A 25,088-nucleotide genomic window follows, 5' to 3' on the forward strand; every position below is an offset into this window, starting at 1 on the left:
GGACGTTCCAGACGGGCGACCGCGTCACCTACCGGTCGGCGCCCGCATTCACCTTCACCTACAGCGCGTTCAACGGCAGCCCGGCGTGCAGCTACTGCAACCACACCGTCGACGTGAACGTCGACGGCAGCGGCAAGATCACCGGCGACAACGGGTCGGCGAACAACATCTACCTCGCGACCGCGACGTTCACGCAGCCGGGTCACGCGGCGACGCTCACTGCGAGCAGCCTCATCACGGGCCAGAAGGTCATCTACAACGTCGCGAACGCCGCGTACAAGATCCCGGAGCTCACCGCGGGCGGGACGTACTGGGTCATCCACACGCCCGGCTCCTTCACGATCCAGCTCGCCGACTCGTACTGCCACGCGGTCGGGTACGCCGCCGACAACTCGTGCGTCGACGGCGGCAGCAACCCCATCCCGCAGCAGGCCAAGGCGATCTCGGCACCCCCGGTCTCGCCGACCACCGCACCGCCGGTCAACCACCAGATCGCGCCCGTCGGCATCGGGCTCACCGACGGCTACACCTACACCGTGAACCGCGCCGACTCCGGGCACATCACCTTCAACGGTGCGACGCTCTCGAGCGACAAGGACATCAAGGGCACGCAGCAGCTGTTCATCGCCGGCATCCCGCTCGTCGGCGGGTCGGGGGCGCAGGAGCTGTACCTCCAGCTCACCGGGTCCCTCCCCGGCGGCGTCCAGCAGCTGCACTCGGCCGACGGGTCGTCGCTGCGCGGCTCGTCGCCCCCTCCCGGAAACGGCATCACGGTCGCGTCCGCGCAGGGCGGCGGCGGCGGTCTCGGATCGTTCACCTCGCAGTCGGCGGACACGGTCGTCACCCCGACCGTCACGGCTGCCGTGGACGGCTCCATCACCGCGGGCGGCGACGTCGGGATCACCGCAACCACGCGCACGAACTCCGGCTCGTCGACGAGCAACGGCTCGGGCGGCCTCATCTCCGGCGCCGGCGTCTCCGGCACCGTCACGGGCACGAACACGACCTCGGCCCTCATCGGCGACAAGAACAACTCGGGCGATGCGACGGGCGTCACGATCATCGCCGGCGGCATGGTGAAGGTCGTATCGACGACGACGGTCGTGGCGAATGCCGACTCCGACACCGAGAGCGGCGGCCTCCTCGGCGGCTCGGTCTCCTCGGCCGAGATCAACCTGACCGACAACACGTCGTCGCTCATCGGCACCGCCGCGCACGTCACGGGCGACACGCTGAACGTCCTCGCGCAGACCGTCAACTCGAACGTGACGAGCCACTCGCGCTCGATCTTCATCGCATTCGCCGGATTCGCGACGGCGGAGGCCGACTCGCACCTGAACAGCACCGACACGGCGCAGATCAACGGCGACCCGAGCACGCCGACCCTCGTGGCGGGTCTCAGCGGCGTCGACGTGCGCGCCCTCCACGCCGGCAACACGCGCTCGCAGGACGACGACGCCGAGTGCTGGTGCATCGGCCCGTCGCACAACAACGGCTCCAACGCGTTCGTGTTCACCGAGCACGCGACCACGCAGACGGGCGCCACCGTCACGGCGGGCACGCGCAACGTCTTCGGCACGACGACGAACGACCCCGCATACGACCCGAACGGCGCGCACAAGGCGTGGCTGCTGGCGGTGCCCGACAAGCCGAGCGTCGCTCTCTACGTGCAGGCGGAGAAGGTGAGCGGTGACAGCGACGGCGGCAGTGCGCGCCGGATCGACTGGAACGCGGACGCCGTGCTCTACGAGGGCCCGAGTCCGACGCTCGTCGTCGGCCCCAACGGCCAGGTGGTGACCGCGACCAACATCACAGTCAACGGCATCCACAACCCGGCCCCGGGGACTCCGCTCAGCGGCCCGATCGAGGTGAACGACCTCGTCAACCACGACACGGCGAACGTCGAGATGACGTCGTCCGGCGGCTCCGTCGACAGCAGCGCGAACGGCGGGCCCGCGCCCTCCACGCACTACTGGGGCACGTTCTGGTACCGCGACAACTGGGAGGCGGTCACGATCCAGAACCAGTCGACCCTGCGGCTCATCATCGACGACATCTCCGTGCTGAACACGGCGGTCACCCCGACCGTGTGGCTTCTCGGCGGCGGCTCCGACACGGCGAAGTTCGCGATCGTGCGCCACGTCGACCCGACGCTCGTCACGATCTCCAACACCGACACCACGGTGAAGCCGGACCTCCTCATCAACGGGCACATCGAGAACCCGATCGGCGAGACGGACGTTTCGAGCACCGGTTCCATCTCGTCGTCGTCGACGCGCGCGGGCGTCAGCTCCTACGACGGATCGCACCACGCCCTCATCCGCAGCACGATCGTGCACCTCAATGCGGGCTCCTCGATCGGCGCGGCCGACCCGAGCCCCTACCTCAACATCGACCTCGTGCAGTGGGCCGGCCACCAGGAGCACCTGACGGCGACCTCCGGCACGAGCCAGTACCTCGACCTGCAGACGCTGCTGCGCGACGCGGGCATCGCGAACCCGCAGACGCCGGCCTACATCATCCCGATCGACAGCCTCGTCGCAGGGGAGAGCGTCTACGTCCGCCTGCAGGCGACGCAGTACCAGACCGGGGTTCCCGCGGTCGTGGGCGTCCACGTCGTCTCGACCATCCCGATCGACGCGAACTTCATCGCGTTCTACCACCCGGACTATCCGGCCTCGACGTACTGCTTCTACCCCGACGGATGCGCGAGCGGCCACCCGCTGCAAGAGCTCGGCGCCTTCGCCCAGAACACGGTGTCCGCCGCGAGCACGTACTCGTTCACGTGGGTGGATGCCGGCAAGAAGGGCACCGACGGGCTCATCGATCTGTACGCCGCGAACGACGACCCGAACGCGACGCGCATCAACATCACGGGCCTCGTGCAGATCGAGCAGCCCGCCTCCGGCGTCACGTCCGCGGACGGCACGTACGGCACGGTCAACGCCGACACCAACGGCTTTATCAACCTGCGCGAGAACGCCGGCGACCTCCGCGTGAACCTCATCGTCTCGACCGACGACGACGTCACACTGTACGCGCCGGGATCCATCTACGACGCGCGGCAGCCGTCGACGAACCCGCCCGTGACGGGTCACCCGTCGCCGTCGACGACGCCACAGGTCGTGGGCATCAACATCACGCTCACGGCGCAGACGGGCTCCATCGGCGAGGACACGAACTTCCTCGAGATCCACTCGTCGGCGACGCCGGGCAGCTTCGGCGTGCTGAACGCGCAGGCGCCGGACGTCATCCGCATCTCGCAGACGAGCGACGACCTCCATGTCGACACCGTCAACACCTGCTACGCCGCGAGCCTCACGACGTGCGCGAACGTCACCCTCACCAACTTCGACGGCTCCATCACCGACGGCCACAACGGCGGCGCGGGCGGCAACACCGTCAACGTCACCGGCAACACGATCAACCTGCTCGCACAGTCCGGCAGCATCGGCGACGCGCTCGGCGCCAACGACCTCAAGATCGACTCGTCGGCGGGCACCGGATGTCACGCGTACTTCTGGCTGCTGTACCAGGGCGCGAACTACCAGAACATCGGCGACGACAAGCGCTCGGTCACGGCGACGTGCTGGGTCGCGGCGCAGGCCGACGGCAGCATCTTCCTCACCGAGATGTCGGGCTCCATGAACGTGCTCCTCGCCCACGCCGGCGAGACGCGCGGTCCCGTGGCCGTCCCGGGCCCGCACAACGTGCGCCTCACGACGACCGAGACGGGCGCCGAGGGCAACGACATCCTGCTCCTGCACTCGGGCTCGACGCTCGTCGTCGAAGGTGCGCCGCAGACGGTCGCTCAGGGTCTCATCGCGGCCGAGGGCGGGAACGTCGTGCTCCGCTCGGCGGACGACATCGTGACCGACCCGTCGAGCATCATCTACGCGACGAAGATGGCGGGCGAGCCGAACACGTTCGCGACCGATCCGAACCAGCACAAGAGCGCGACGGGCAACATCGACATCTACGGCGACTGCCACGACGGCACCGGCGCCTGCGCGATGCCGACCATGTCGACGTCGAACCCCGACCCGACGAACGGTGACGGCACGGTGATCGTGCTGCGCAGCGGACAGCCGTCCGGATCAGGCGGCGGGAGCCCGGCGACGGCCGGCTTCGTCGCCAACGGCGGCAACGGCAGCCTCACGCGGATCTTCGGCAACTCCGAGGCGGACACGTTCATCTTCGACCGCACGGTCCTGGTCGGGATGACGCGCGCCTACGGCGACCAGGCGCCGACGGCCTTCGGCGGCTACGCCCCGAAGTGCAACGGCCCTCCGGACATGTGCGTCGACACGTTCGTCGTCAACCGGCTGCAGTCGATGGTCGTCCTCGACCCGAACAGCGCCCAGAACTCCGACGTCGCGCTCGGCGCCACGCTGACCCTCGACGGCCAGAGCGGAAGCAACGTCTACTCGATCTTCACGAGCGGCAGCCAGTTCACGCAGAACAACTACCAGATCAACGTGCTCGGCACGCACCGTCCTGACGACGGCACCGACACCCTCAACATCTATGGCTACGACACCTACACGAACAACGCCCCAGACAAGACCGGCATCAACACCGCCAACGGTCACGAGTGGGCCACCAACGACATCTTCCTGCTGCGCTCGACGCCCGCAGGCATCGGCGCCGCTCTCCCGGGCACGGTGAACGAGACCGCGGCCCGCCCGGCGCTCTACCAGGGCACGGGGAACAACACGCAGAACCCGCCGGTCTCCGGCGACCCGTACTCGGCCGGATCCGGCTTCGTCGCCCTGCTGCACGCGCAGCTGGCCGCCACCCAGGCCAACCTCGACAGCTCGATCACCGCCACCGGCGTCACCGGCTCCTACGGCGTGGAGCGCATCAACTACGACTCCGCGACCAACGGCGGCCTGCACGTCTACTCGCTCGGCGGCAACGACTACTTCGCGGTCGACGACAACGCCGCATCCACCTACCTCGACGGCGGCTCGGGCGACAACCAGTTCCAGATCGGGCAGCTCTACGGCCTGCGCCGCAACCCCGGTCCCGTCGCGCAGAACCCGGCGCCCAGCTTCAACGGCTCCGGCAACCTCGCTGCGGAGAACGTCTTCGACGTCGCCACCGTCGCCACGACGCGCGGCTGGCTGTCGCGGGGCACCAGCTCGCCGCTGGTCGCCCAGGGCGGCACCGGCAACAACACGTTCACGGTGTACTCGAACCACGCGGTGCTGCACCTCGAGGGCGACGGCGGCAACAACCTCTTCATCGTCCGCGGCTTCGCCCTGGCGAAGACCGACAACAACGGCAACATCGTCCTGCCCGGCGGCTGCACCACGATCGAGGCACCCGCCTGCATCCCGATCCCGATCACGACGAACGGGTACTCGACGGCCGCGCAGACCGACGTCCGCACGGGCGCAGGCAACAACCAGGTCGAGTACAACATGAACGCCCCGGTGTCCGTCGACGGCGGCACGGGCTTCAACAAGCTGATCATCCTGGGCACGGAGTTCGCCGACCACATCGTCGTGACCGACCACGGCATCTTCGGCGCCGGAGTGTCGGTGACGTTCAAGAACATCCAGGTCATCGAAGTGAACGCGCTCGAGGGCGACGACACGATCGACGTCCTGTCGACCCCGCCGGGGGTCGCCGTGCGGGTCGTCGGCGGCCTCGGCAGCAACACGGTGAACGTCGCAGGCGATGTCAGCGGAGACGTGTTCTCGCGCGACGTGAACGGCGCGAGCGGCACGGTGAACCTCGACGTCATCACGCAGGACAAGCTGTACCAGGACCTGGTGATCCCAGGCGTCAGTCTGTCCGTGGCGCAGCCGTCGCAGGGCGTCGTCGTCGTCACCGAGCACGCGGGCGGCACCGTCGTCAAGGAGACGCAGAACGGCCAGGCCACAAGACCGCCCATCGGCACGATCGATTCGTACACCGTGCGGCTCGCGGCGCAGCCCGGCGTGGGCGAGAGCGTCTACGTCGCGATCAACGCCGAGCCCGACATCCGGCTGAACCGCGAGGGCACCCCGCAGGGCGACTCGATCCTGCTCGCGACCACCGCCCTCGGCGCGACGCCTCCCGCGGTGGGCACCACGACGGCCGACAGCGACTTCTACCGGCACGTGATCATGGATGCCACGGCCACCGACCTCCCGCAGCGCTCGCTGGTGCTCGTGTTCACGCACGACAACTGGCAGGTCCCGCAGGTCGTGTGGGTGGGCGCGATGAACGATGCGCTGGATGACGGCGTCCGCACGTACGAGATCAGCCACAGTGTCCTGAGCTCCAACCCGATCTTCGACAATGCGACCGTCCGCAATGTCGAGGTGACGAAGATCGACCCGGGCACGCCCGCGATCCTCGTGACGAACCTCGGCAACACGAACACGGCCCCGGTCGTCCCGCAGTCGCAGTTCACCGACGGCTCGGGTGCGGGCACGGCATTCTCGTCGGCGACGGCCGGCTTCACCCTCGACGACGTCGGGCAGCCGATCTACGGCGCCGGCATCGCCGCGGGCACGGTCATCGCGGCGCTCATCGATGCGCAGAACGTCACCCTCTCCGCGAACCTCGCCGGCGCGACCGGCGCGTTCTCGCTCCCGGCACGCCTCGCCTCCCTCATCCAGTTCCGCGACGGCGCGACCAGCGGCAGCACGATCGCCTCCGCGAGCGCCGGGTTCAACGTCGGCGACATCGGCCGGCCGATCATCGAGGCCGACGGCGGCAGCGTCATCCCGGCGAACACCACGATCATCGCGGTGTCCGCGGACGGCTCGACCGCGACGCTGTCGACATCCGTCGGCATCGCCACCGGCGTGGTCTTCGCGCTGCCCGCCCGCAACGCGTCGAACGTCGTCCTCGGCGGCAGCGCGCCGCCGCCCGCGGCCAACCAGGTGCCTACGGCGAACCCGAACTGGACCGGCATCTCCGGCTTCTCGTCGGTCGGACTCGCGGCCAAGCCCGACGGCACCGTCGTCATCACGATCACCGCGGCGGGCGACCCGCGGATCAGCCTCTCGAGCACCGACAACCGCTTCGGGGTCAGCCAGCCCTCCGATGGCTCGCACGCCGGCGTCTACACGATCACCTTCACGCCGGCCGACGGGGACTGGAACCAGCCGGTCATCGTGCGCGAGGACGCGACCGAGTACTACAGCGTGGGCGACCCGCACAACTCCTTCCTGACGGCGACCGTCACCGGCGGGACGAACACGAGCTACGTCGGCATCGACAACAGCGAGACGCCGTGGGACGTGCTCGTCATGAGCGACCAGACCGCGGCCGGCATCGTGCAGGCGCCCGACGGCATGGTCGTCACGAAGTGCGGCGACATCGCCTGCGACCGCCCGGGCGCCGGCTCGAGCTTCAGTCTGCGCCTCGCGATGGCACCGACGAAGCCCGTGACGGTTGCGATGATCACCGACGGGCAGACGGATGTCGTCACCGGCGGCCGCGTCGACTTCGGCGCGATCGGCGGCCCGGTGCCCCACACGCTGTTCACCGGCGCCGTGACGATCAGCGGCATGACGATCTCGCTGGCCGCGGGCTCCGAGCTCGGCAGCTTCACCTCCGACGGGTTCGCCATCGGCCAGCTGGTGCGGATCTCGGGCGGCACGTACGCGGGGTCGCTGGATGCCAAGATCACCGCGGTCTCGGCGACCACGATGACGCTCGACACCGCACCGGCCGCGGGATCGTTCACCGGGGTGAAGATCGCCCGCATCGTCAACGCGGGCCTGTACACCGGTGCGGTCATCTGGAACGGCACCACGCTGACGCGCGCCGACAACTCGAGCTGGCTCGACGACGGATTCCTCGAAGGCCAGGTCTTCAAGGTCAACGGCACGCTGTTCAAGATCCAGCTGCTCTCGGGCAACCACGTCCAGACGATGACCGTCACCGACACGGCGGCGCTCGGGGCGCTCCTCGGCGCCCCCGCGACCCTCACGCTGACCTTCACCCAGTGGGCAGCATCCGTCACCTTCGATGCGACGAACTGGTGGATCCCGGTCGCGCTGCCGCTCCTGGCCGACCCGAAGTTCACCGTCGCACCGGGCAACCTCTCCCGCCTCAGCTTCCCGAAGGTGCCGCACTACCTGTCGGCGATCCGCGGACCGCTGTCGGTCGAAGGCGGCCCGACGAACGACAGCCACACCGGCCTCCAGCTGCCGGTCATGATGCCGGGCGAGGGCAACATGACGCCGTTCGGCATCGGCATCCAGCCGCCCGAGGCGCAGCAGGTGAACGTCCTCAACGTCTTCGACGACGGCGCACAGCAGAACCAGACCGGCACTCTCAGCGCCACGACGCTGACCGGCTACGGCATGGGCCCGGGCCTCGACTTCACGCACCACAAGGGGTATGTCGCGGGCGCCGACTCGACGCACCCCGCTCAGCCGACCTTCGGCGAGCCGCCGAAATTCCCGAGCGGCATCAGCTTCGGCTCGATCACGGTGGACCCGGCGACAGGCGAGATCCTCACGAACGGAAGCCTGTCCACCGTCCAGGTCTTCAACCTCATGGAAGGCCAGGGCAACGACGCTCTCACCGTGAGCGGCACGCTCACCGGCGGTCCGTTCACGAACGAGGACGGCACGCCGGGCACGACGTTCGTCCACGGGGGCCTCACGGTCCTGAACGGCGGCGGCGCGTCGGCGCTCAGCATCACGGGGTACTTCGACATCGTGCAGACCGGGCTCACCGGGACGATCACGCGCAAGGATGCCGCCCCCTGGGCGAACGACAAGTTCCAAGTGGGTCAGGAGCTCATGTGGAACGGCGTGCCGTTCGGCGTCATCACCGCGATCTCGGGTGCGCAGATCACCTACTTCGGACTCGCCACCGCGGGGCTCGGCCTGCACGGCACGATCGCCGTGTTCGATCCGGCCGTCCACGTGGCGACCGACATCAACATCGTCGGCAGCCAGATCATCCGCACCGACATGCGCTCCTGGAGGGAGCTCGGCTTCTCCGAGGGCCAGCTCGTCACGATCGACGGCGTGCCGGCGGGTCAGATCCTCTCGATCACGGGACCCACGGATGACATCCTGACCATCTCCGGAGCGGCGCACCCGCTGTGCGGCGTCGCGCACTGCGCCGCGACGGTCGCCGTCGCCGCGGCGGCCGACAACCCCGAGCGCTTCGGCGGCAACTCGTTCGTCGTCACCGGCGGCGGCGGCCCCGGCCCGGGTCTGACTCCGCCGACACTCACGGGCAGCTTGACGACCGGGACGTCCGGTACGTCGCCGACCCTCACGCGCGCGAGCGGCTCGTGGCTCGCCGACGGCTTCGTGTACGGCATGGTGCTGCAGGTCGGCGGCCTCCCGGCGTGGACGATCACGGGGGTCACCGCATCCACCCTGACCTTGTCCGGACCGGCCTTCACCAACCCGTCGATCAACGTCACGGTCACCGGATACGCGCCGTCGCCGCTCGTGATCAACGGCAGCGCATCGCAGGACGGCATCTGGTACTCGGGCGACCCGCACACGCAGACGAGCCGGGTCTTCGGATCGAAGCCGTATCCGTCGCAGGTGGGCAACGGCACGCCGATCTTCATCTTCCCGGTCGCGAACCCCTTCCGGCACGCGGGCAACAACGTGATCGACGCGAGTGCGCTGTTCGCCGACGTCCCGAACGGACAGGTGCCGTCGGTGGGGCTCACGATCTACGGCGGCCCCGGCGACGACACGATCTACGGCAGCCAGGCGGGCGACTTCATCGCCGGCGGCTCGGGGAACAACACGATCTACGGCGAGCGCGGCGACAACGTCATCCTCGGCGCCAACGGCATGAACGTCGACATCATCACGCGCACGATCACATTCCCGACGACCGACCAGAGCGTGTACACGGATGCCGACCCGCTCACCGCGGGCGACAACCTGATCTACGGCGACGTTCCCGGCGCGACGACGACCGACCGCTACGGCGACTACGACAACATCATCTTCGGCGCCTTCGGCATCGTGACGCAGGACACGAAGGAAGCCGTAGTCGGCGTCATCCCGAACACGCAGCGGAGCGTCCAGGGGACCATCACGCCGAACGCCGCGGGCGGGCTCAACCTCATCTCGACGTTCGCGTGCCAGATCGGCGCATGCCTGTCGCAGGCGGATGTGGGCCTGCAGGTCGCCGTGCCGGCACTCCTGTCCGACGGCACGATCATCACGTGGGTGAGCGGCGACGGCACCTGGGCCAAGCTCTCACGCAACACCATCACCGGCAGCGGCGGCGCCGTCTCCCTCACGATCGGACCGGCCAACGGCTACTGCCGCCCGTCCGGCGCGCAGACGTACAACCCGAACTGCCTCGCGGGCGCACCGAACAGGTTCGGCCACACGACCGTCGAGAAGATCCAGACGACGCACGACATCCTGTCCGCCGTCAGCGACCAGCCGCAGAACCACGGCGACAACCGCATCTATGGGTCCGGCGGCGACAACGTCATCGTCGGCGGCGACGGGAACAACGACATCCAGGGCGGGCCGGGACGCAACCTCATCATCGCCGGCGGGGTCGCGCTCGACCGCACGACGCACATCGGGAACTACACGAACCCCCGATTCCAGGACCTCACCGGCACCCAGATCTACAGCACGACGCCCGGTTCGCTCACGCAGAGCCAGACCGACGGCGTCGCGCAGAACGACCCGACCGGGCACGCGTGGTGGGGCGACTTCCTCTCGGGGACGGGCGGCATCCTCCTGTCGGTGCCGCTGAACGACACGACGCGCGGTCCGGCGCTGCAGGACTCCGCCTACAAGGGCGCCGACTACATCGCGGGCGGCTCGGGCTCGGCGATGATCTTCGGCGAGTCGAACAACAACATCATCCAGGCTCACGGCTCCATCGACATCACGGTGCCGCTCTCGCTGACCGGCTCCCCGACCGTCGCCGGCCCGTACGTCTCGGTCGGCAGCGTCTTCGGCGGCGCGGCGACGTGCACCTTCCGCGGCTTCGCCCTCGGCACCCGCGTCGGCGCGTGCCGCGACGGGAACAACGAGCTGCTGATCAACCCGTCCGTCGACGATTACGCTCTGCTGCAGTACAAGGTGGCGGGATCGCTGATCTTCGGCGCCCACACGATCACCCGCACCGACGGCCTGTGGTGGGCCGACTCGGGCATCGCGCTCGGTCAGACCCTCACGGTCAACGGCGTGATGGTCGGCGTCGTCAGCGCGGTGAGCCAAGGCACCCTGACCGTCACCGGATCGCCGGCGCCCGCATCCTGCACCGCACTGCCGTGCACCACGACGGCGACGGTCGCCGCCACCGACGGCCAGAGCTACATCGAAGGCGGCCGCGGCAGCAACACGATCTTCGCGAACCGCGGGCAGAACGACATCATCGGCGGCAACTCCGACATGTTCAGCCTCACGCTCCCGAGCGAGCGCGCGAGCGGGTCGAACCTGATCTTCGGCGGATCGGGCACGCAGATCGGCCGCGAGGACTGCGGCGACGGGATGCTGGATGCGACGAACCACTGCATCACGAACCCGAACGGCCACGCGCACGACGCGAACGTCATCCTCGCGAACAACGGGCAGATCATCCGCCTCGTGGGCGTCAACAAGACGCCGATGCCGACCGGCAGCGCGACCATGGTGTCGGGCGTCGCCACGTCGATCGGCTACCTCAACTTCAACTACGACGTGAACGGCTATCTGACGGCGACCGAGCGCATCATCGCCCGCGCGGTGAACCTCCTCGACATGACCCCCGGCGGACCCGACCTCGCGAACCAGCCCGGCCCGCAGGTCACGGGAGTTGCCGCGTCGAACGGATGGGGCGACATCGGCGGCACCCCCGAGATCGTCGACGGGCAGCACCTCATGCGCGGCAGCGAGATCCACGCGGAGTCCGGCGACGCCTTCATCTACGGCGGCCCCGCGAACGACGTGATCTACGGCGGCGGCCAGAACGACGTCATCATCACCGGCTACGCGGACAACTGGATCTCCGGGGGCCGTGGCGACCAGTGCATCATCGGGGGCGGCGGGCGCTGCTTCATCAGCCGCAACAGCTTGAGCTACGGCGAGCCTCTCTACGGAGTCGCGGCGATCCCGCAGGCGAACCTGTCCGAGCTCATCACGACGCCCGGCAACGTGCAGCAGGCGGTCATCAATGTGGCGGGCGCCCTGACGTACACGGCGGTCCTCTGGCCGTACAACTGGGACCCGTTCGCGGCGGGAAGCCCGAGCTTCTCGACCGGATGCAAGCAGAACGCGATCTGCGACCACTACCAGCCGCGCTACGGGCACAACATCATCTACGGCGGCTGGGGCAACGGCGTCATCCACGCCGGTCCCGGACAGTCGGCCGTGTCCGGCGCCGAGGCGCCCGAGGTCGGGTACGCCGACAACTTCGCGATGGACGGCACCGCGATCAACACGACGCCGTGGCGCACCGACTGGTACCACCCGTTCAACCCGGGCAACCCGGCCGGATGGTTCCCGCTCGCCGACGCCGGCAACGGCAACGCGGCACGTGCGGCGATGGCCGGCAAGTCGAGCTACTTCGACCCGACCGACCCGCGTCGCGAGGTGTGGCTGAACAGCACCGTGAGCAACAACTGGGTGGTCGGCTCGCCGAACCCGCTGCTGTGCAAGACGATGGCGCTGAGCGCCACGTGCCTGCCGTTCTTCCTCACGTTCGATCCGACGGATGCGGGGATGCCTCTGGACCTCACGTGGTACCAGGGCACGGTCGATCCGCAGATGCCGGTGACGGGCGACAAGGCGATCTTCGGAGACCTCGGCAACGACTACATCGTGGCGGGCATGGGCCGCGTCCGGGTGTACGGCGGCTGGGGCGGCGACCTCATCGACGTCCGCGCCGACACGCACGTCGACGGCGGCCTCAACGACGGTCCGGTCCCGAACCTCGTGAACAACGGCAACGGCACGTTCAGCCGCGCGACGTCGAACTTCCAATGGGGCACGCCCGCGTGGGAGTCGCTCGCGTACGGCGGCGCCGGCCAGGACATCTACTTCGCCGGCACCGGTGGGGACCGCCTCATCGACTGGGTCGGCAACCACAACAGCTACTACGTGCCGTTCTCGCAGTTCGGGATGCCTGCGGTCAGCCGCACGCTGCAGCCGTTCCTCCCCGAGTTCCTGTACGCGCTGTCCAAGAGCGACGGCGCCGACCAGACGCTCCAGACGCGCTACATCCCGTGGGATGACCGCTACCAGGGTCTCGCGTCGCGCAACGGCGAGCCGTACGGCGAGCTCGGACTCGTCCTCCAGCACGACGCGGCCTGGCACCAGCAGACGGGCGATCCGTTCAACCAGATGCCGGAGAACCTCGGCGGCACGTCGATCGATGTCCAGAAGACCGCCAACATCCGGCCGTTCAACTCGTCGGGCATGGGGACCTCGTCGGGGATCGTCGCGCCGATGGCGTCCGCCGCGGCACTCATCGCCCCCCACATGTCGCTGCCGTCCGGCGCCGGCGTCAACCTCCCATCCGGCATCACGCCCGCGACGGCCGCGACCGTTCCGCTCGTGGTCAGCGGGATCGCGGGCTCCACCGTCACGTACTCGTTCACCGAAGGCTCGAGCCTCGTCACCGGCTCGGGCGTGATCTCGGCGGGCGGCAGCTTCGCGGTCGTCCTCGACCTGTCGATGTTCCCCGACGGAGCCATCGCCGTGAAGGTCGTCGTGACCCCGCCCGGTGGCGCCCCGGTGACCCTGACAGCACCTCTCGGCAAGAGCAGCGTCGCGCCGACCGCGCCGACCGTCGCCTCGGGGACCTACGCGAACCTCGCGACGCGCGGCGCGTACAGCGTCACGGTGAAGGGCCAGGCGGGCTCGATCGCCAACGTCATCATCACGGACACGGCGGGGAACGTCGCGAACGGGATGGACATCGTCGACTCGACAGGCTCGGTCCTCATCCCGGTGGATGTGTCCGCGCTCCTCGACGGTCTCCTCACGATCACGACGACGCTCACGAACGGCATCGGCGCGAGCACCGCCACGACGACCTACGCGACGCTCGACACGATCCCGCCGGTGCTCACGGTCACGCCCGTGGCATCCGTCATCAACTCCGGCAACGTGAGCGGGGTGTCGATCGCGACATCGGGCGAGACGGGGGCGACGATCGCCTTCCGGTTCTCCGACGGCACCCACAGCGTGACCGGGTCGTACTACTTCAACGGCAGCGGCAAGACGACGCTCTGGAGCGGCTCGCTCGCCTCGCTCACCGACGGTCCGGTGACTCTGACGGTCACCGAGACCGACCCGGCGGGCAACCCGACGGTCTACACGCAGGCCCTGCTGAAGTCGCTCCTGGCCGGCTCCGTCACGGTTCCCGGCAAGACCGTCGGCAACCAGCTCTACGTCACGAGCTCGACGGTTACGCTGGCCCTCTCCTTCACCGCACCGTCCGGCCTTGCGACGGTGGCGGTCTCCCTCGACGGCGGTGCGTACAGCGCGCCCGTCGCCTACAGCACGTCCGTGACGATCACCGGGATCAGCGGGGACGGCGCGCACACGGTGTCCGTCATGGTCACCGACCGCGTCGGGAACTCGGTGGTCGTCACGCGCGTCTTCGTGCTCGACACCACGCCGCCGGCGATCACGTCGTCGCTCACCGCACCCTCGAACGGCGCGTACTACGACGTGTCGCAGCGGATCACGCTGAGCTACGGCGCGACGGATGCCGGCTCCGGCCTGTCGTCGCTGAAGGCCACGCTCGACGGGGTCGCCATCTCGAACGGCACGACGATCACCGGGGAGACCCTCGCGGCCGGCGTCCACACGATCGTCATCACGGCGACGGATGCCGTGGGCAACACGTCGACGAGGACTCTGACCTTGACGGTGCGCGCGACGATCGCCGGTCTGCAGGCCGCGGTGTCCTACGGCGTGTCGAGCGGGCTCATCACGTCGTCCTCCGTGGCATCCAGCCTGCAGTCGTACCTGACGTCCGCGCAGAACGCGCTCGCCGCGAACAACCACACGACCGCGAAGTCCGCCCTCGCCTCGTTCGTGACGGCCGCGGGGAGCAAGTACGTCTCCTCCGCCTACGCGACCCTTCTGAAGGGCTGGGCGACCGACCTGTCGTCCACCCTGTAGCCGGCGCCGCGGCCGGGCTCAGCCCTCGGCGTGCCGGTCGAGGAAGGCGTAGACCTCGGTCGCATCCACGCCCGGGAACTTGCCCGAGGGCAGCGGGGAGAACATCTGCATGTGCACGCGGGCGGACGGCCACGCCTTGCCGTCCCAGCGGGCGGCGGCGTCGCCCGGAGGGCGGCGGCAGCACGCCTCGTCAGGGCACGTCGACAGTGCGCGCTTCTGCGTCTCGCGTCCGCGGAACCATTTGGCGTCGTCGAAGGGCACGCCGACGGTGACGGAGAATTCGCCGGAGCTCGTCGTCCCGGTCTGCGTCGAGCACCAGAACGACCCGGACGGGGTGTCGGTGTACTGGTAATGCTCGGTGGTGCGGTTCTGCTCCTCGAACGCGGAGCGGGCGAGGAACTTGCGGCACACCATCTGGCCCTCGACGGACCCCGTGACATCCATCGGCAGCGGCAGGTCGTCGTTCTCGTACACGCGTGAGATCGCGCCCGACCCATCGACGCGCAGGAAGTGCAGCGGGATCCCGAGGTGCTCCGTGAGGAGGTTCGTCATACGCATGCCGGCAGCTTCATGCGTCACGCCGAACGCGTCGCGGAAGTCCTCGACGGCGAGGTTCCGGTCCTTCTTAGCCTGCTGAAGGAAGGCGACGGATGCCGTTTCCGGCATGAGACAGCACGCGGCGTAGTAGTTGATCTCGAGGCGCTGCTGCAGGAAGTCCGCGTACGAGGTCGGCGGCTGGTGGCCGAGGATGCGGTGCGCCATCGCCTGCAGCGCCATGGAGCGGAGGCCGTGCCCGCCTGGGATGGATGCCGGCGGCAGGTAGATCCGGCCGTTCTCGATGTCGGTGACCGATCTCGCCGAGTGGGGGAGGTCGGTGACGTAGATGAGCTCGAACCCCAGTTGCTCGGCCATGAGGCTCACGGTGCGGTGCGTCAGCGCGCCCAGGCCGTGCCCGGCCGCCTTCAGGTGCTTCTCCGCGAGCTTCTCGATCTCGGGAAGGTAGTTGTTCTGCTCGCGCATCATCACGCGGAGCTCGGTGTTGGCGCGCCGCGCCTCCTCGGGCGTCGCGATCGCTTCGCGCTCGCGGCGGTGGAGCTCGCGGTGGAGGCCCAGGATCGACTCCAGCGTCTCGTCGTTCATGCCCTTCGAGACCTTCACCGGCGAGATCCCGAGCCGCCGGAACACGGAGCTCGCCTGCGCCCGGTCGAGCTCGATCTCCAGGGCCGCACGGCGGTTCGGCGGCTCGGCTGAGAGCAGGTCGGACAGCTCGACGTCGGTCGCGCGGGCGATCTCCTGAAGGAGCGACAGCTTCGGCTCGCGCTTGCCGTTCTCGATGAGGCTGAGGTGGGAGCCCGCCACGCCGACGTTGGCCCCCAGCTCGTCGAGCGTCATCCCGCTCTCGAGGCGGTGATGACGGATGCGGTGGCCCAGCGTGGCCAGTTCGATGCCGGAGGAGGTCATTCCTTGAGGATAGCGAAAGAATCGAGGTTCTTTGCATGCTCGGGGGCGGTAAGAGGGTCATAAGGAGGCGCAAACTTGTCATACACCTCGGGAAATGACGAGTTACAGGAGTGACGATGGCCTTGGCAGAGACCTTCACCCGCAACACCGGACCGATTTCGCGACCCCTCACCGCCCTGCGCGAGTTCGGCAGCCGTCCGGCGTACACGGGCGCGGGCATGGATGCCCTCGTCGCCTGGGTCGACGAGATCGCCGCGCTCACCCAACCCGCCCGCATCCACTGGATCGACGGCTCCCGCGCGGAGAACGACGCCCTCCTGCGCGACATGGTCGCGGAGGGCAAGATCATCAAGCTCAACCCAGAGTGGCGGCCCGGCTCGTACCTCGCCCGCTCCGCGCCGAGCGATGTCGCCCGCACCGAGGCGCGCACCTTCATCGCCTCCGCGCGCGAAGAAGACGCCGGCCCCACGAACAACTGGGCGGACCCCGCCGAGATGCGCGAGACCCTGAACGGCGTCTTCGCCGGCTCCATGCGCGGGCGCACCATGTACGTCGTGCCGTTCTCGATGGGCGCTGTCGGCGGCCCGCTGTCGCACATCGGCGTCCAGGTCACAGACTCCGCCTACGCCGTGGCATCCATCGGCATCATGACCCGTGTCGGCGACGCCGTCACGAAGCTCATCGCCGACGGCGCCCCGTGGGTCAAGACGGTCCACTCGGTCGGCGCGCCGCTCGCCGAGGGCGAGCAGGATGTCGCATGGCCGTGCAACGACGAGAAGTACATCGTCCACTACCCGGACACGCTCGAGGTGTGGTCGTACGGCTCCGGCTACGGCGGCAACGCGATCCTCGCCAAGAAGTGCTTCGCCCTGCGCATCGCGTCGGTCATCGGCCGCGACGAGGGATGGATGGCCGAGCACATGCTCCTCATCCGTGTCATCGACCCGCGCGGTAAGGCCTACCACGTGGCCGCGGCGTTCCCGTCGGCGTGCGGCAAGACGAACCTCGCCATGCTGCGCCCGACGATCCCCGGCTGGCGCGTCGAGACCCTCGGAGACGACATCGTCTGGATCCGCCCCGGTGAGGACGGGCGCCTGTGGGCCATCAACCCCGAGGCCGGCTTCTTCGGGGTCGCGCCGGGGACCGGCGAGTCGACGAACGTCACCGCGGTCGAGACCCTGTGGGGCAACACGATCTTCACGAACGTCGCGCTCCGCCCCGACGGCGACGTGTGGTGGGAGGGCCTGACCGACGAGGCGCCCGCCGAGCTCACCGATTGGGAGGGCAACCCGTGGACGCCGGCATCCGGCCGCCCCGCCGCCCACCCGAACTCCCGGTTCACCGTCGCCGCGAGCCAGTGCCCGCAGATCGCGCCGGACTGGGAGGATGCGGTCCCGCTCGACGCGATCCTCTTCGGCGGCCGCCGCGCCACGAACGTCCCGCTCGTCGTCGAGGCGACCGACTGGACGCACGGCGTCTTCCTCGGCTCGACGATCTCCTCGGAGCGCACCGCCGCCGCCGAGGGCACCGTCGGCGAGCTCCGCCGCGACCCGTTCGCGATGCTGCCCTTCTGCGGCTACAACATGGCGGACTACTTCGGCCACTGGCTGAAGATCGGCCAGCAGAGCCGCTTCGACCGCCTGCCGCGCATCTTCCAGGTGAACTGGTTCCGCCGCGGCTCCGACGGCCGGTTCCTGTGGCCGGGCTTCGGTGACAACTCGCGCGTCATCGACTGGATCATCCGCCGCATCGACGGCGAGGTCCCGGCGGTGGACAGCCCGATCGGCCGTCTGCCGCGCCTGCAGGATCTGAACCTGTTCGGCCTCACGATGCCGACGGAGGACCTCGAGGAGCTCTTCTCCGTCGACCCCGCGTCATGGCAGCACGAGGCCGACCTCACCGAGGAGTTCTACGCGACCTTCGACGGCAAGGTGCCCGCGGCCCTGCAGTCAGAGCTCGCGGCTCTTCGCTACCGCCTGCAGAAGGCCTGACAGACCCGGACGAAACGAGCGCTGCGATGCCGAGGGGTTGGGTCGCGCGTCTCGTTTCGTCCGTGCTCCACCCGTTCCGGTCGTGAGCCCCACGGGGCTTCCGGAACGGTCACGAACCCCCGGTCTCGCCCGAGACCGGGGGTTCGTCCTGTTCCCGCATGCTGTGGGCCCGGCCGCTATTGCGCGCACTCCGTATGTCTCACAACACGCGGGATGCGGCGCCCTGGATTCGCAGGTTGTGAGACGCAACCGCGCGCGCACGGCCCGCATGTCTCACAACACGCGGGGTGCGGTCGCCTGAGCTCGCAGGTTGTGGGACACGCTCGCACGGGCTCGGGTGCATGTCCCAGAACACGTGGGATGCCGCGAACGGAACCACCGGGTTGTGGGACATGCGTACGCAGCTACCCTCGCGTGTCGTCGAGCGAGCGAAGCGAGTCGAAACGTAGCTCCCCCTCGCGGGTCGTTGAGCGAGCGAAGCGAGTCGAAACGCAGCTCCCCTCGCGGGTGCGAAGCGAGTCGAAACGCAGCTCCCCTCGCGGGTCGTTGAGCGAGCGAAGCGAGTCGAAACGCAGCTCCCCTCGCGGGTCGTTGAGCGAGCGAAGCGAGTCGAAACGCAGCGACCTACACGAGCAGCTGGTGCCTCGCGAGGTCCCGGTACAGCGGCGTGGACTCCACGAGCTCCGAGTGGGTGCCCTGGCCGATGACGCGGCCGTGGTCCATCACGACGATGACGTCGCTGTCGACGACCGTCGACAGGCGGTGCGCGATCACCACGAGCGTGCGACCGGATGCCACGGCGTCGATGGCGTCGCGCATCCGCTGCTCGTTCAGGCCGTCGAGCGACGACGTCGACTCGTCGAGCAGCAGGATCGGGGGAGCGGCCAGCAGCGCCCGCGCGATCGCGAGGCGCTGGCGCTCGCCGCCGGACAGCATGACGCCGGCCTCGCCGACCGGGGCGTCGAGGCCGAGCGCGGAGCGGTCGAGCACGTCGCCGAGGTTCACCTCGCGCAGCACCCGCTCGCACTCGGCGTCCGTCGCGTCGGGGGAGGCGAGCCGCAGGTTGTCGGCGATCGTGCCGGCGAGGGTCGGCGCATCCTGCTCGACGTACCCCAGGCGTGCGCGCAGATCGTCGCGATCGAGGGCCCGCGCGTCGGTGCCGTCGACGAGGATCGCGCCGCCGGTCGGGTCGTAGAAGCGCTCGATCAGCGCGAGCGTGGTGGACTTGCCGGCGCCCGAGGGCCCGACGAGCGCGACGCGCGCGCCGCGCGGCACCGAGAACGAGACGCCGCGCAGGACGTCGCCCTCCGCGGGCGGCTCGGCGAACGGCGAATCGGATGACGCCAGCGGCACGTGCGCGGACTCCAGCAGGGCCTCCGCCTCCGACTCCGCCTTGACGCGCGCGGCGACGACGGCGGCGGGGTACCGGAACCGCACGTCGCGGAACTCGATCGCGGGCGCGTGTTCAGCGGGCATCGGCGCCGGGTCCGTGACGGCAGCCGCGATGGCCGCGTCATCCTGCGTCTCGGTGGGGAGGTCCAGGACCTCCTGGATGCGGCCGAGCGCCCCGAGCGCCTGGTTCACCGACGTGATCGCGCCGAAGAACGAGCCGAGGGGCGCGACGAGCATGAAGAGGAACATCACGAATGTGACGAGGCTCGCCACCGTGATCGCTCCGGATGCGACGCGGTACCCGCCGACGCCGAGCACGACGAGCAGCGACACCTGCAGTGCGATCGCCGCGACCGGCACGATGAGCGCGGACACCTTCGCGATGCGCACGCCGACGCCGTACGTCTCCTCGGCGATCCCGGTGATGGCGGTCTCCTCGCGGCCGGAGGCGCCGGACGCCCGGATCGTGCGGACGGCGCCGACGGCCCGCTCGACGCCCGAGGCCAGCTCGCCCACCTTCTCCTGCTGGTCGCGCGTGGCCTTGCGGATGCGTCCGCTGAGAGCTCCGACGACCGCGATCGAGGCGCCGATCACGATCAGGATCAGCGCGAGCAGGATCGGGTCGATGATCGCCATCGCGATGAGGGCGCCGAGGAAGATGAGCGAATTGCCGATGGAGTCCGCGAGACCCTGCGTCAGCACCGCGTAGAGGAGGGTCGTGTCGGTGCCGACGCGCGAGACGAGGTCACCGGTGCGCCGGGCGTCGAACTCGCTGATGGGCAGGTGCAGGATGCGGGCGATGAGCTTGCGCCTGCTCGAGTACACGACCGCGGTGCCGGTGCGCTGCAGCAGATAGTGCTGGTACCCGGAGAGCACGGATGCCACGATCACGAGCGCGACGAGGACCCACACGAGAGCGCCGAGCGGGTCGTTCTTCTCGACGCGCGTGATGATCTGGCCCACGATGAGCGGCTGGGCGAGGCTCGCGAGCGCGCCCAGGATGCTGAGCACGACGACGACGGCGAGCACTCCGCGGTGCTCGAACACATAGGGGAGGAGCTGCTTCAGGCTCGCGCGCGGGCCTTCCTGCTTGCGGGATCGGCCGAACCGGCCGCGGCGCTCTGTCGTCGCCTGGGACATGGGTGACCTCGGATCTCAGAGGGGGGACAAAGCTATCTTCGACCGTACTTCTTGTGCACGGCTTGACGACTGACGCCCAGCGAGTCGGCGATCGCGACCCACGAGTAGCCGCGGGCGCGGGCGCGGCGCACCTGCTCGGCCTCGGCGCGGGCGAGCGCGGCCTGCCACGCACGGATGCGCCGGAGCTCCGCGAGCGGTTCACCGCCCTCCGCCGCGCCGATCGCGGTCGGCACGCCTTCGCTCATCGCGGGCTCCCTTCGCCGCGTCAACCTTAGTTGACGCGCGCTCACGTCGTCAACCTGGGTTGACAGCCTTCAGGCGTCCAGGGTTCTCGCACGAACCGTCCAGGTAGCGCCCCTAGCGTAAACGAGTTCGTCGAAGCCACAGGTCCGCATTACGGTTCTGCAACTTTTCGAGACGCGTGCCCGTACACGTCTCGCGACGGATGCCTCACCCGCGGCAACCCGAACGCCGCCGGACGGGGCGACCAGCCTGCACGGACGCATTGCGCGCCCGCTCCTCGCGCTGCCTGGCGCGGGCTCGACAACGCAGGGAAGCACGAACATCGGAGCCCCGTGCCCTCCTTCTCCACCACCACCCGCCTCGTCGCGTCCGCGGTGCTCGTCGCCGCTGCAGCCGTCCCGGCCACCATCGCCCCGGCCTACGCGAGCGAGATCCAGCCCACCGTCGCCACCACCGTCTCCGAGGACGTGAAGCCGGCCGCAGCGAACCACCAGCTGCAGCTCGTCGAAGGCACGCTCGTCATCAAGCAGGTCGAAGTCGACCACGACAAGCTCGCATTGGGCAAGAGCCGCATCCTCGAGACCGGCGCTTATGACACGACCACCCCGCAGATCGTCGCGGGACCGTATGTCCCGCCGCCGCCCGCACCGCCCGCGCCGGCCCCGAAGCCGGCGCCCAAGCCGAAGCCGAAGCAGGTCGCGGCTCCCGCGCCCGCGCCGGCATCCATTCCCGCCGGCGATCCGCGTGCCATCGGCCAGGAGCTCGCCGCGCAACGCGGCTGGGGCGCAGACCAGTTCGCGTGCCTGAACGCCCTCTGGAACCGCGAGTCGGGTTGGCGTGTCAACGCCAGCAACCCCAGCGGCGCCTACGGCATCCCGCAGGCCCTCCCCGGCTCGAAGATGGGCGCGGGCTGGCAGAACAACCCCGTCGTGCAGATCACGTGGGGCCTGAACTACATCGCCGGCCGCTACGGCACCCCGTGCGGCGCGTGGGCGCACTCGCAGTCCACCGGCTGGTACTGAGCACTGACGAGGGTCGAGGATGCGGGCGCGCCCGTGTCCTCGGCCCTCGCTAGGCTCGACGGGTGCCTGAGCCCGTCATCCGTGCAGAGAACCTCGTCAAGGCGTATCGCGCCAAAGGCCGCCCCGACTTCGTCGCCGTCGACGGGCTGAGCTTCGAGGTCGCGCCCGGCGAGTCGTTCGGTCTGCTCGGACCCAACGGCGCGGGCAAATCCACGACCATGAAGATGGTCGGCGCGGTCTCCACCCGCACGTCCGGCGACCTCAGCATCCTCGGTCTCGACCCCGACCGCTACGGCCCGGAGATCCGCTCGCGCCTCGGTGTGGTCCCGCAGCAGGACAACCTCGACGGCGAGCTCAACGCGCGAGAGAACCTCTACGTCTACGGGCGCTATTTCGGCATGCCCGGTAAGGAGTGCAAGCAGAAGGCGGAGGAGCTGCTGGCGTTCGCCCAGCTCGAAGACCGCGCGACGCACAAGGTCGACCAGCTGTCCGGTGGGATGAAGCGCCGCCTGACGATCGCCCGCGGGCTCATCAACGACCCCCGCATCCTGCTCCTCGACGAGCCCACGACCGGACTCGACCCCCAGGCGCGGCACGTCCTGTGGGATCGGCTCTTCCGTCTCAAGGAGCGCGGCACGACGCTCGTGCTGACGACCCACTACATGGACGAGGCCGAGCAGCTGTGCGATCGGCTCATCGTGGTCGACAAGGGCCGCATCATGGCCGAGGGGACTCCGGCAACCCTGATCCGCCAGCACTCGAGCCGCGAAGTCGCCGAGGTGCGCTTCGGCTCGCAGCACAACGAGCGCATCGCGGCGCAGCTGGCCGGCTTCGGCGACCGGGTCGAGGTGCTGCCCGACCGCATCCTCGTCTATGCGCACGACGGCGAGGGCGTCCTCGCCCGCATCGCCGACGCAGGGCTCGAGCCCCTGACGAGCCTGGTGCGCCGCTCGTCGCTCGAGGACGTGTTCCTGCGCCTCACGGGAAGGTCGCTGATCGAATGACCCCTCCCGAAGAGCCGGGCGGCGTCGTGACGGCGATGCCGACGCTGGACGAGCTGCGCGCAGAAGCGATCGCCGGTGGGCGCAAGCCGCGCCGGTTCGGCTCGTGGTACGCGACCGAGCACATGCTGCGCGCCATGCGCGCCTACGGCTGGACGATCGTCGTCGGCGCCCTCGGGCAGCCGTTGGTGTACCTCTTCGGTCTCGCCGTCGGTCTCGCCGCCCTCATCCAGCAGCCGATCCCGGTCGGGGACGGCCGCACCGTGCCGTACCTGGTCTTCGTCGCGCCCGCGCTCCTCATGACGGCGACGATCGCCGTGGCGTCCGAGGAGTTCACCTATCCCGTCATGGCGGGCTTCAAATGGCGGCGCCACTTCTACGGGTTCAACGCGTCCGCCCTGTCGTCCCCGCAGGTCGCGAACGCCGTCACGATCGCGGCGAGCGCGCGCATGCTGTTCGCGGGCGCCGCGTACTACCTGTTCATCTGGGCTTTTGGCGCGGTGTTCCCCGTGGAGACGGTGCCGTCGCCGGCGACCGGCTGGATGGCGGTGCCCGTGGGCGTGCTCGCCGGCCTCTCGTTCGGCATGCCGCTCATGGCCTACGCCGCATCCCTCGAGGACGACAGGGGCCAGTTCGCGCTCGTCCAGCGCTTCATCTTCATGCCGATGTTCCTGTTCTCGGGCACGTTCTACCCGCTTGCGACGCTGCCCCTGTGGCTGCAGTGGATCGGCTGGATCTCGCCGCTGTGGCACGCCACAGAGCTCGGTCGCATGGCGACGTTCGGCGGTCCGGTCGACGTGGGCGCGCTCGTCATCCATCTCTCGTATCTGCTCGTGCTCGCCGTCGGCGGCTATGTCGCCGCACGCCGCATCTTCACCCGGAGGCTCGCGAAATGAGCGCCACGACCACCCCTTCGGTCGGGGAGCCCGTCGAGCCGGCGGAGACGCGCCGTGGCGGGGTGCGCGCGCTGTGGGCGGGCAACCCGTGGGCGGTCGTGCAGCGCGGGCTCATCGCGGCGCGCTCGTCGAGCTGGGTCGTCATCCTCTCGGGCTTCTTCGAGCCGGTGTTCTACCTGCTGTCGATGGGTCTCGGGCTCGGCAAGCTCGTCGGCGACGTCCAGGTGTCGTCGACCGTCTCGGTGCCGTACGCGGCATACATCGCGCCGGCGCTCCTCGCGGTGTCCGCCATGAACGGCGCGATCTACGACTCGACGTGGAACGTCTTCTTCAAGCTCAACTACGGCAAGCTCTACGAGGGCATGCTCGCGACATCGCTCGGGCCGCTCGACGTCGCCCTCGGCGAGATCCTCTATGCGCTGCTGCGCGGGCTCCTGTACGCGTGCGGGTTCATGGTCATCATGCAGATCGCCGGTCTGAATCTGGCGCCGACGGCGATCCTCGCCCTTCCTGCGGTGCTCCTGATCGCCTTCGGCTTCGCAAGTCTCGGCATGGCCGTCACGAGCTACATGAAGACGTTCCAGCACATGGACTGGATCAACATCGTCCTGCTCCCGATGTTCCTGTTCTCGGCGACGCTCTATCCGATCTCGATCTATCCGCAGTGGATCCAGTCCGTGATCATGGCGTTCCCGCTGTGGCACGGGGTCGAGTTGATCCGGTCGCTGACGACGGGGGTCTATTCGACCGCGATGGTGTGGCACATCCTGTACTTCGTCGTGATGATCGGCGTCGGCCTCGTCTTCACGACGAAGCGCCTGCGCGCGCTCTTCCTCGACTGAGCCTCCTCGACCGGGGGCGACCTTCA

General features: G+C 69.2%; 9 protein-coding genes (1 of these 9 cut by a window edge). 6 read left to right on the forward strand and 3 right to left on the reverse strand.

Annotated elements, in window-relative coordinates; all coding sequences use genetic code 11:
- A protein-coding gene (locus QSV35_RS12900; protein WP_286289188.1) for a hypothetical protein crosses the window boundary here: on the forward strand, positions 1 to 15,074 show its 3' portion. It extends 15,007 nt beyond the left edge of the window; the window shows 15,074 of its 30,081 coding nt (coding positions 15,008-30,081); the start codon falls outside the window, past its left edge; it ends in the stop codon at positions 15,072 to 15,074.
- A gap of 18 nt (positions 15,075 to 15,092) precedes the next feature.
- On the opposite strand, the gene QSV35_RS12905 is transcribed toward QSV35_RS12900, so the two are convergent.
- The gene (locus tag QSV35_RS12905; protein WP_286289189.1) at positions 15,093 to 16,535 is read right to left on the reverse strand and encodes an XRE family transcriptional regulator; all 1,443 of its coding nucleotides are present in this window, start codon (positions 16,533 to 16,535) and stop codon (positions 15,093 to 15,095) included.
- A 116-nt stretch (positions 16,536 to 16,651) separates the two neighbouring features.
- On the opposite strand from QSV35_RS12905, the gene QSV35_RS12910 reads away from it, so the two are divergent.
- The gene (locus QSV35_RS12910; RefSeq protein WP_286289190.1) at positions 16,652 to 18,526 is read left to right on the forward strand and encodes a phosphoenolpyruvate carboxykinase (GTP); all 1,875 of its coding nucleotides are present in this window, start codon (positions 16,652 to 16,654) and stop codon (positions 18,524 to 18,526) included.
- A 624-nt stretch (positions 18,527 to 19,150) separates the two neighbouring features.
- Here QSV35_RS12910 and QSV35_RS12915 read toward each other — a convergent pair.
- Together QSV35_RS12915 and QSV35_RS12920 are read right to left on the reverse strand one after the other, a co-directional pair.
- Positions 19,151 to 21,058, reverse strand: a complete 1,908-nt coding sequence (locus tag QSV35_RS12915; RefSeq protein WP_286289191.1) for an ABC transporter ATP-binding protein — start codon at positions 21,056 to 21,058, stop codon at positions 19,151 to 19,153.
- Between the two features lie 32 nt (positions 21,059 to 21,090).
- Positions 21,091 to 21,303 (reverse strand): AsnC family protein, encoded by a 213-nt coding sequence (locus tag QSV35_RS12920; protein WP_286289192.1) that lies wholly within the window; start codon positions 21,301 to 21,303, stop codon positions 21,091 to 21,093.
- Between the two features lie 330 nt (positions 21,304 to 21,633).
- Between QSV35_RS12920 and QSV35_RS12925 the strand changes: the two genes are divergently transcribed.
- From QSV35_RS12925 to QSV35_RS12940, 4 genes are all read left to right on the forward strand, one after another.
- Complete coding sequence (locus QSV35_RS12925) at positions 21,634 to 22,323, forward strand: aggregation-promoting factor C-terminal-like domain-containing protein (RefSeq protein ID WP_286289193.1); 690 nt, start codon at positions 21,634 to 21,636, stop codon at positions 22,321 to 22,323.
- Between the two features lie 62 nt (positions 22,324 to 22,385).
- Positions 22,386 to 23,327 (forward strand): ABC transporter ATP-binding protein, encoded by a 942-nt coding sequence (locus tag QSV35_RS12930; RefSeq protein WP_286289194.1) that lies wholly within the window; start codon positions 22,386 to 22,388, stop codon positions 23,325 to 23,327.
- Entirely contained in the window at positions 23,324 to 24,220 is an 897-nt protein-coding gene (locus QSV35_RS12935; RefSeq protein WP_286289195.1) for an ABC transporter permease, read from the forward strand. Before QSV35_RS12930 ends, QSV35_RS12935 begins: the two co-directional genes overlap by 4 nt.
- A complete protein-coding gene (locus tag QSV35_RS12940; RefSeq protein WP_286289196.1) occupies positions 24,217 to 25,062 on the forward strand; it encodes an ABC transporter permease in 846 nt (281 codons plus the stop codon). Before QSV35_RS12935 ends, QSV35_RS12940 begins: the two co-directional genes overlap by 4 nt.
- The last annotated feature ends 26 nt before the right edge of the window (positions 25,063 to 25,088 follow it).

The organism is Microbacterium candidum (genome assembly GCF_030315975.1).
Classification (GTDB): Bacteria; Actinomycetota; Actinomycetes; order Actinomycetales; family Microbacteriaceae; genus Microbacterium; species Microbacterium candidum.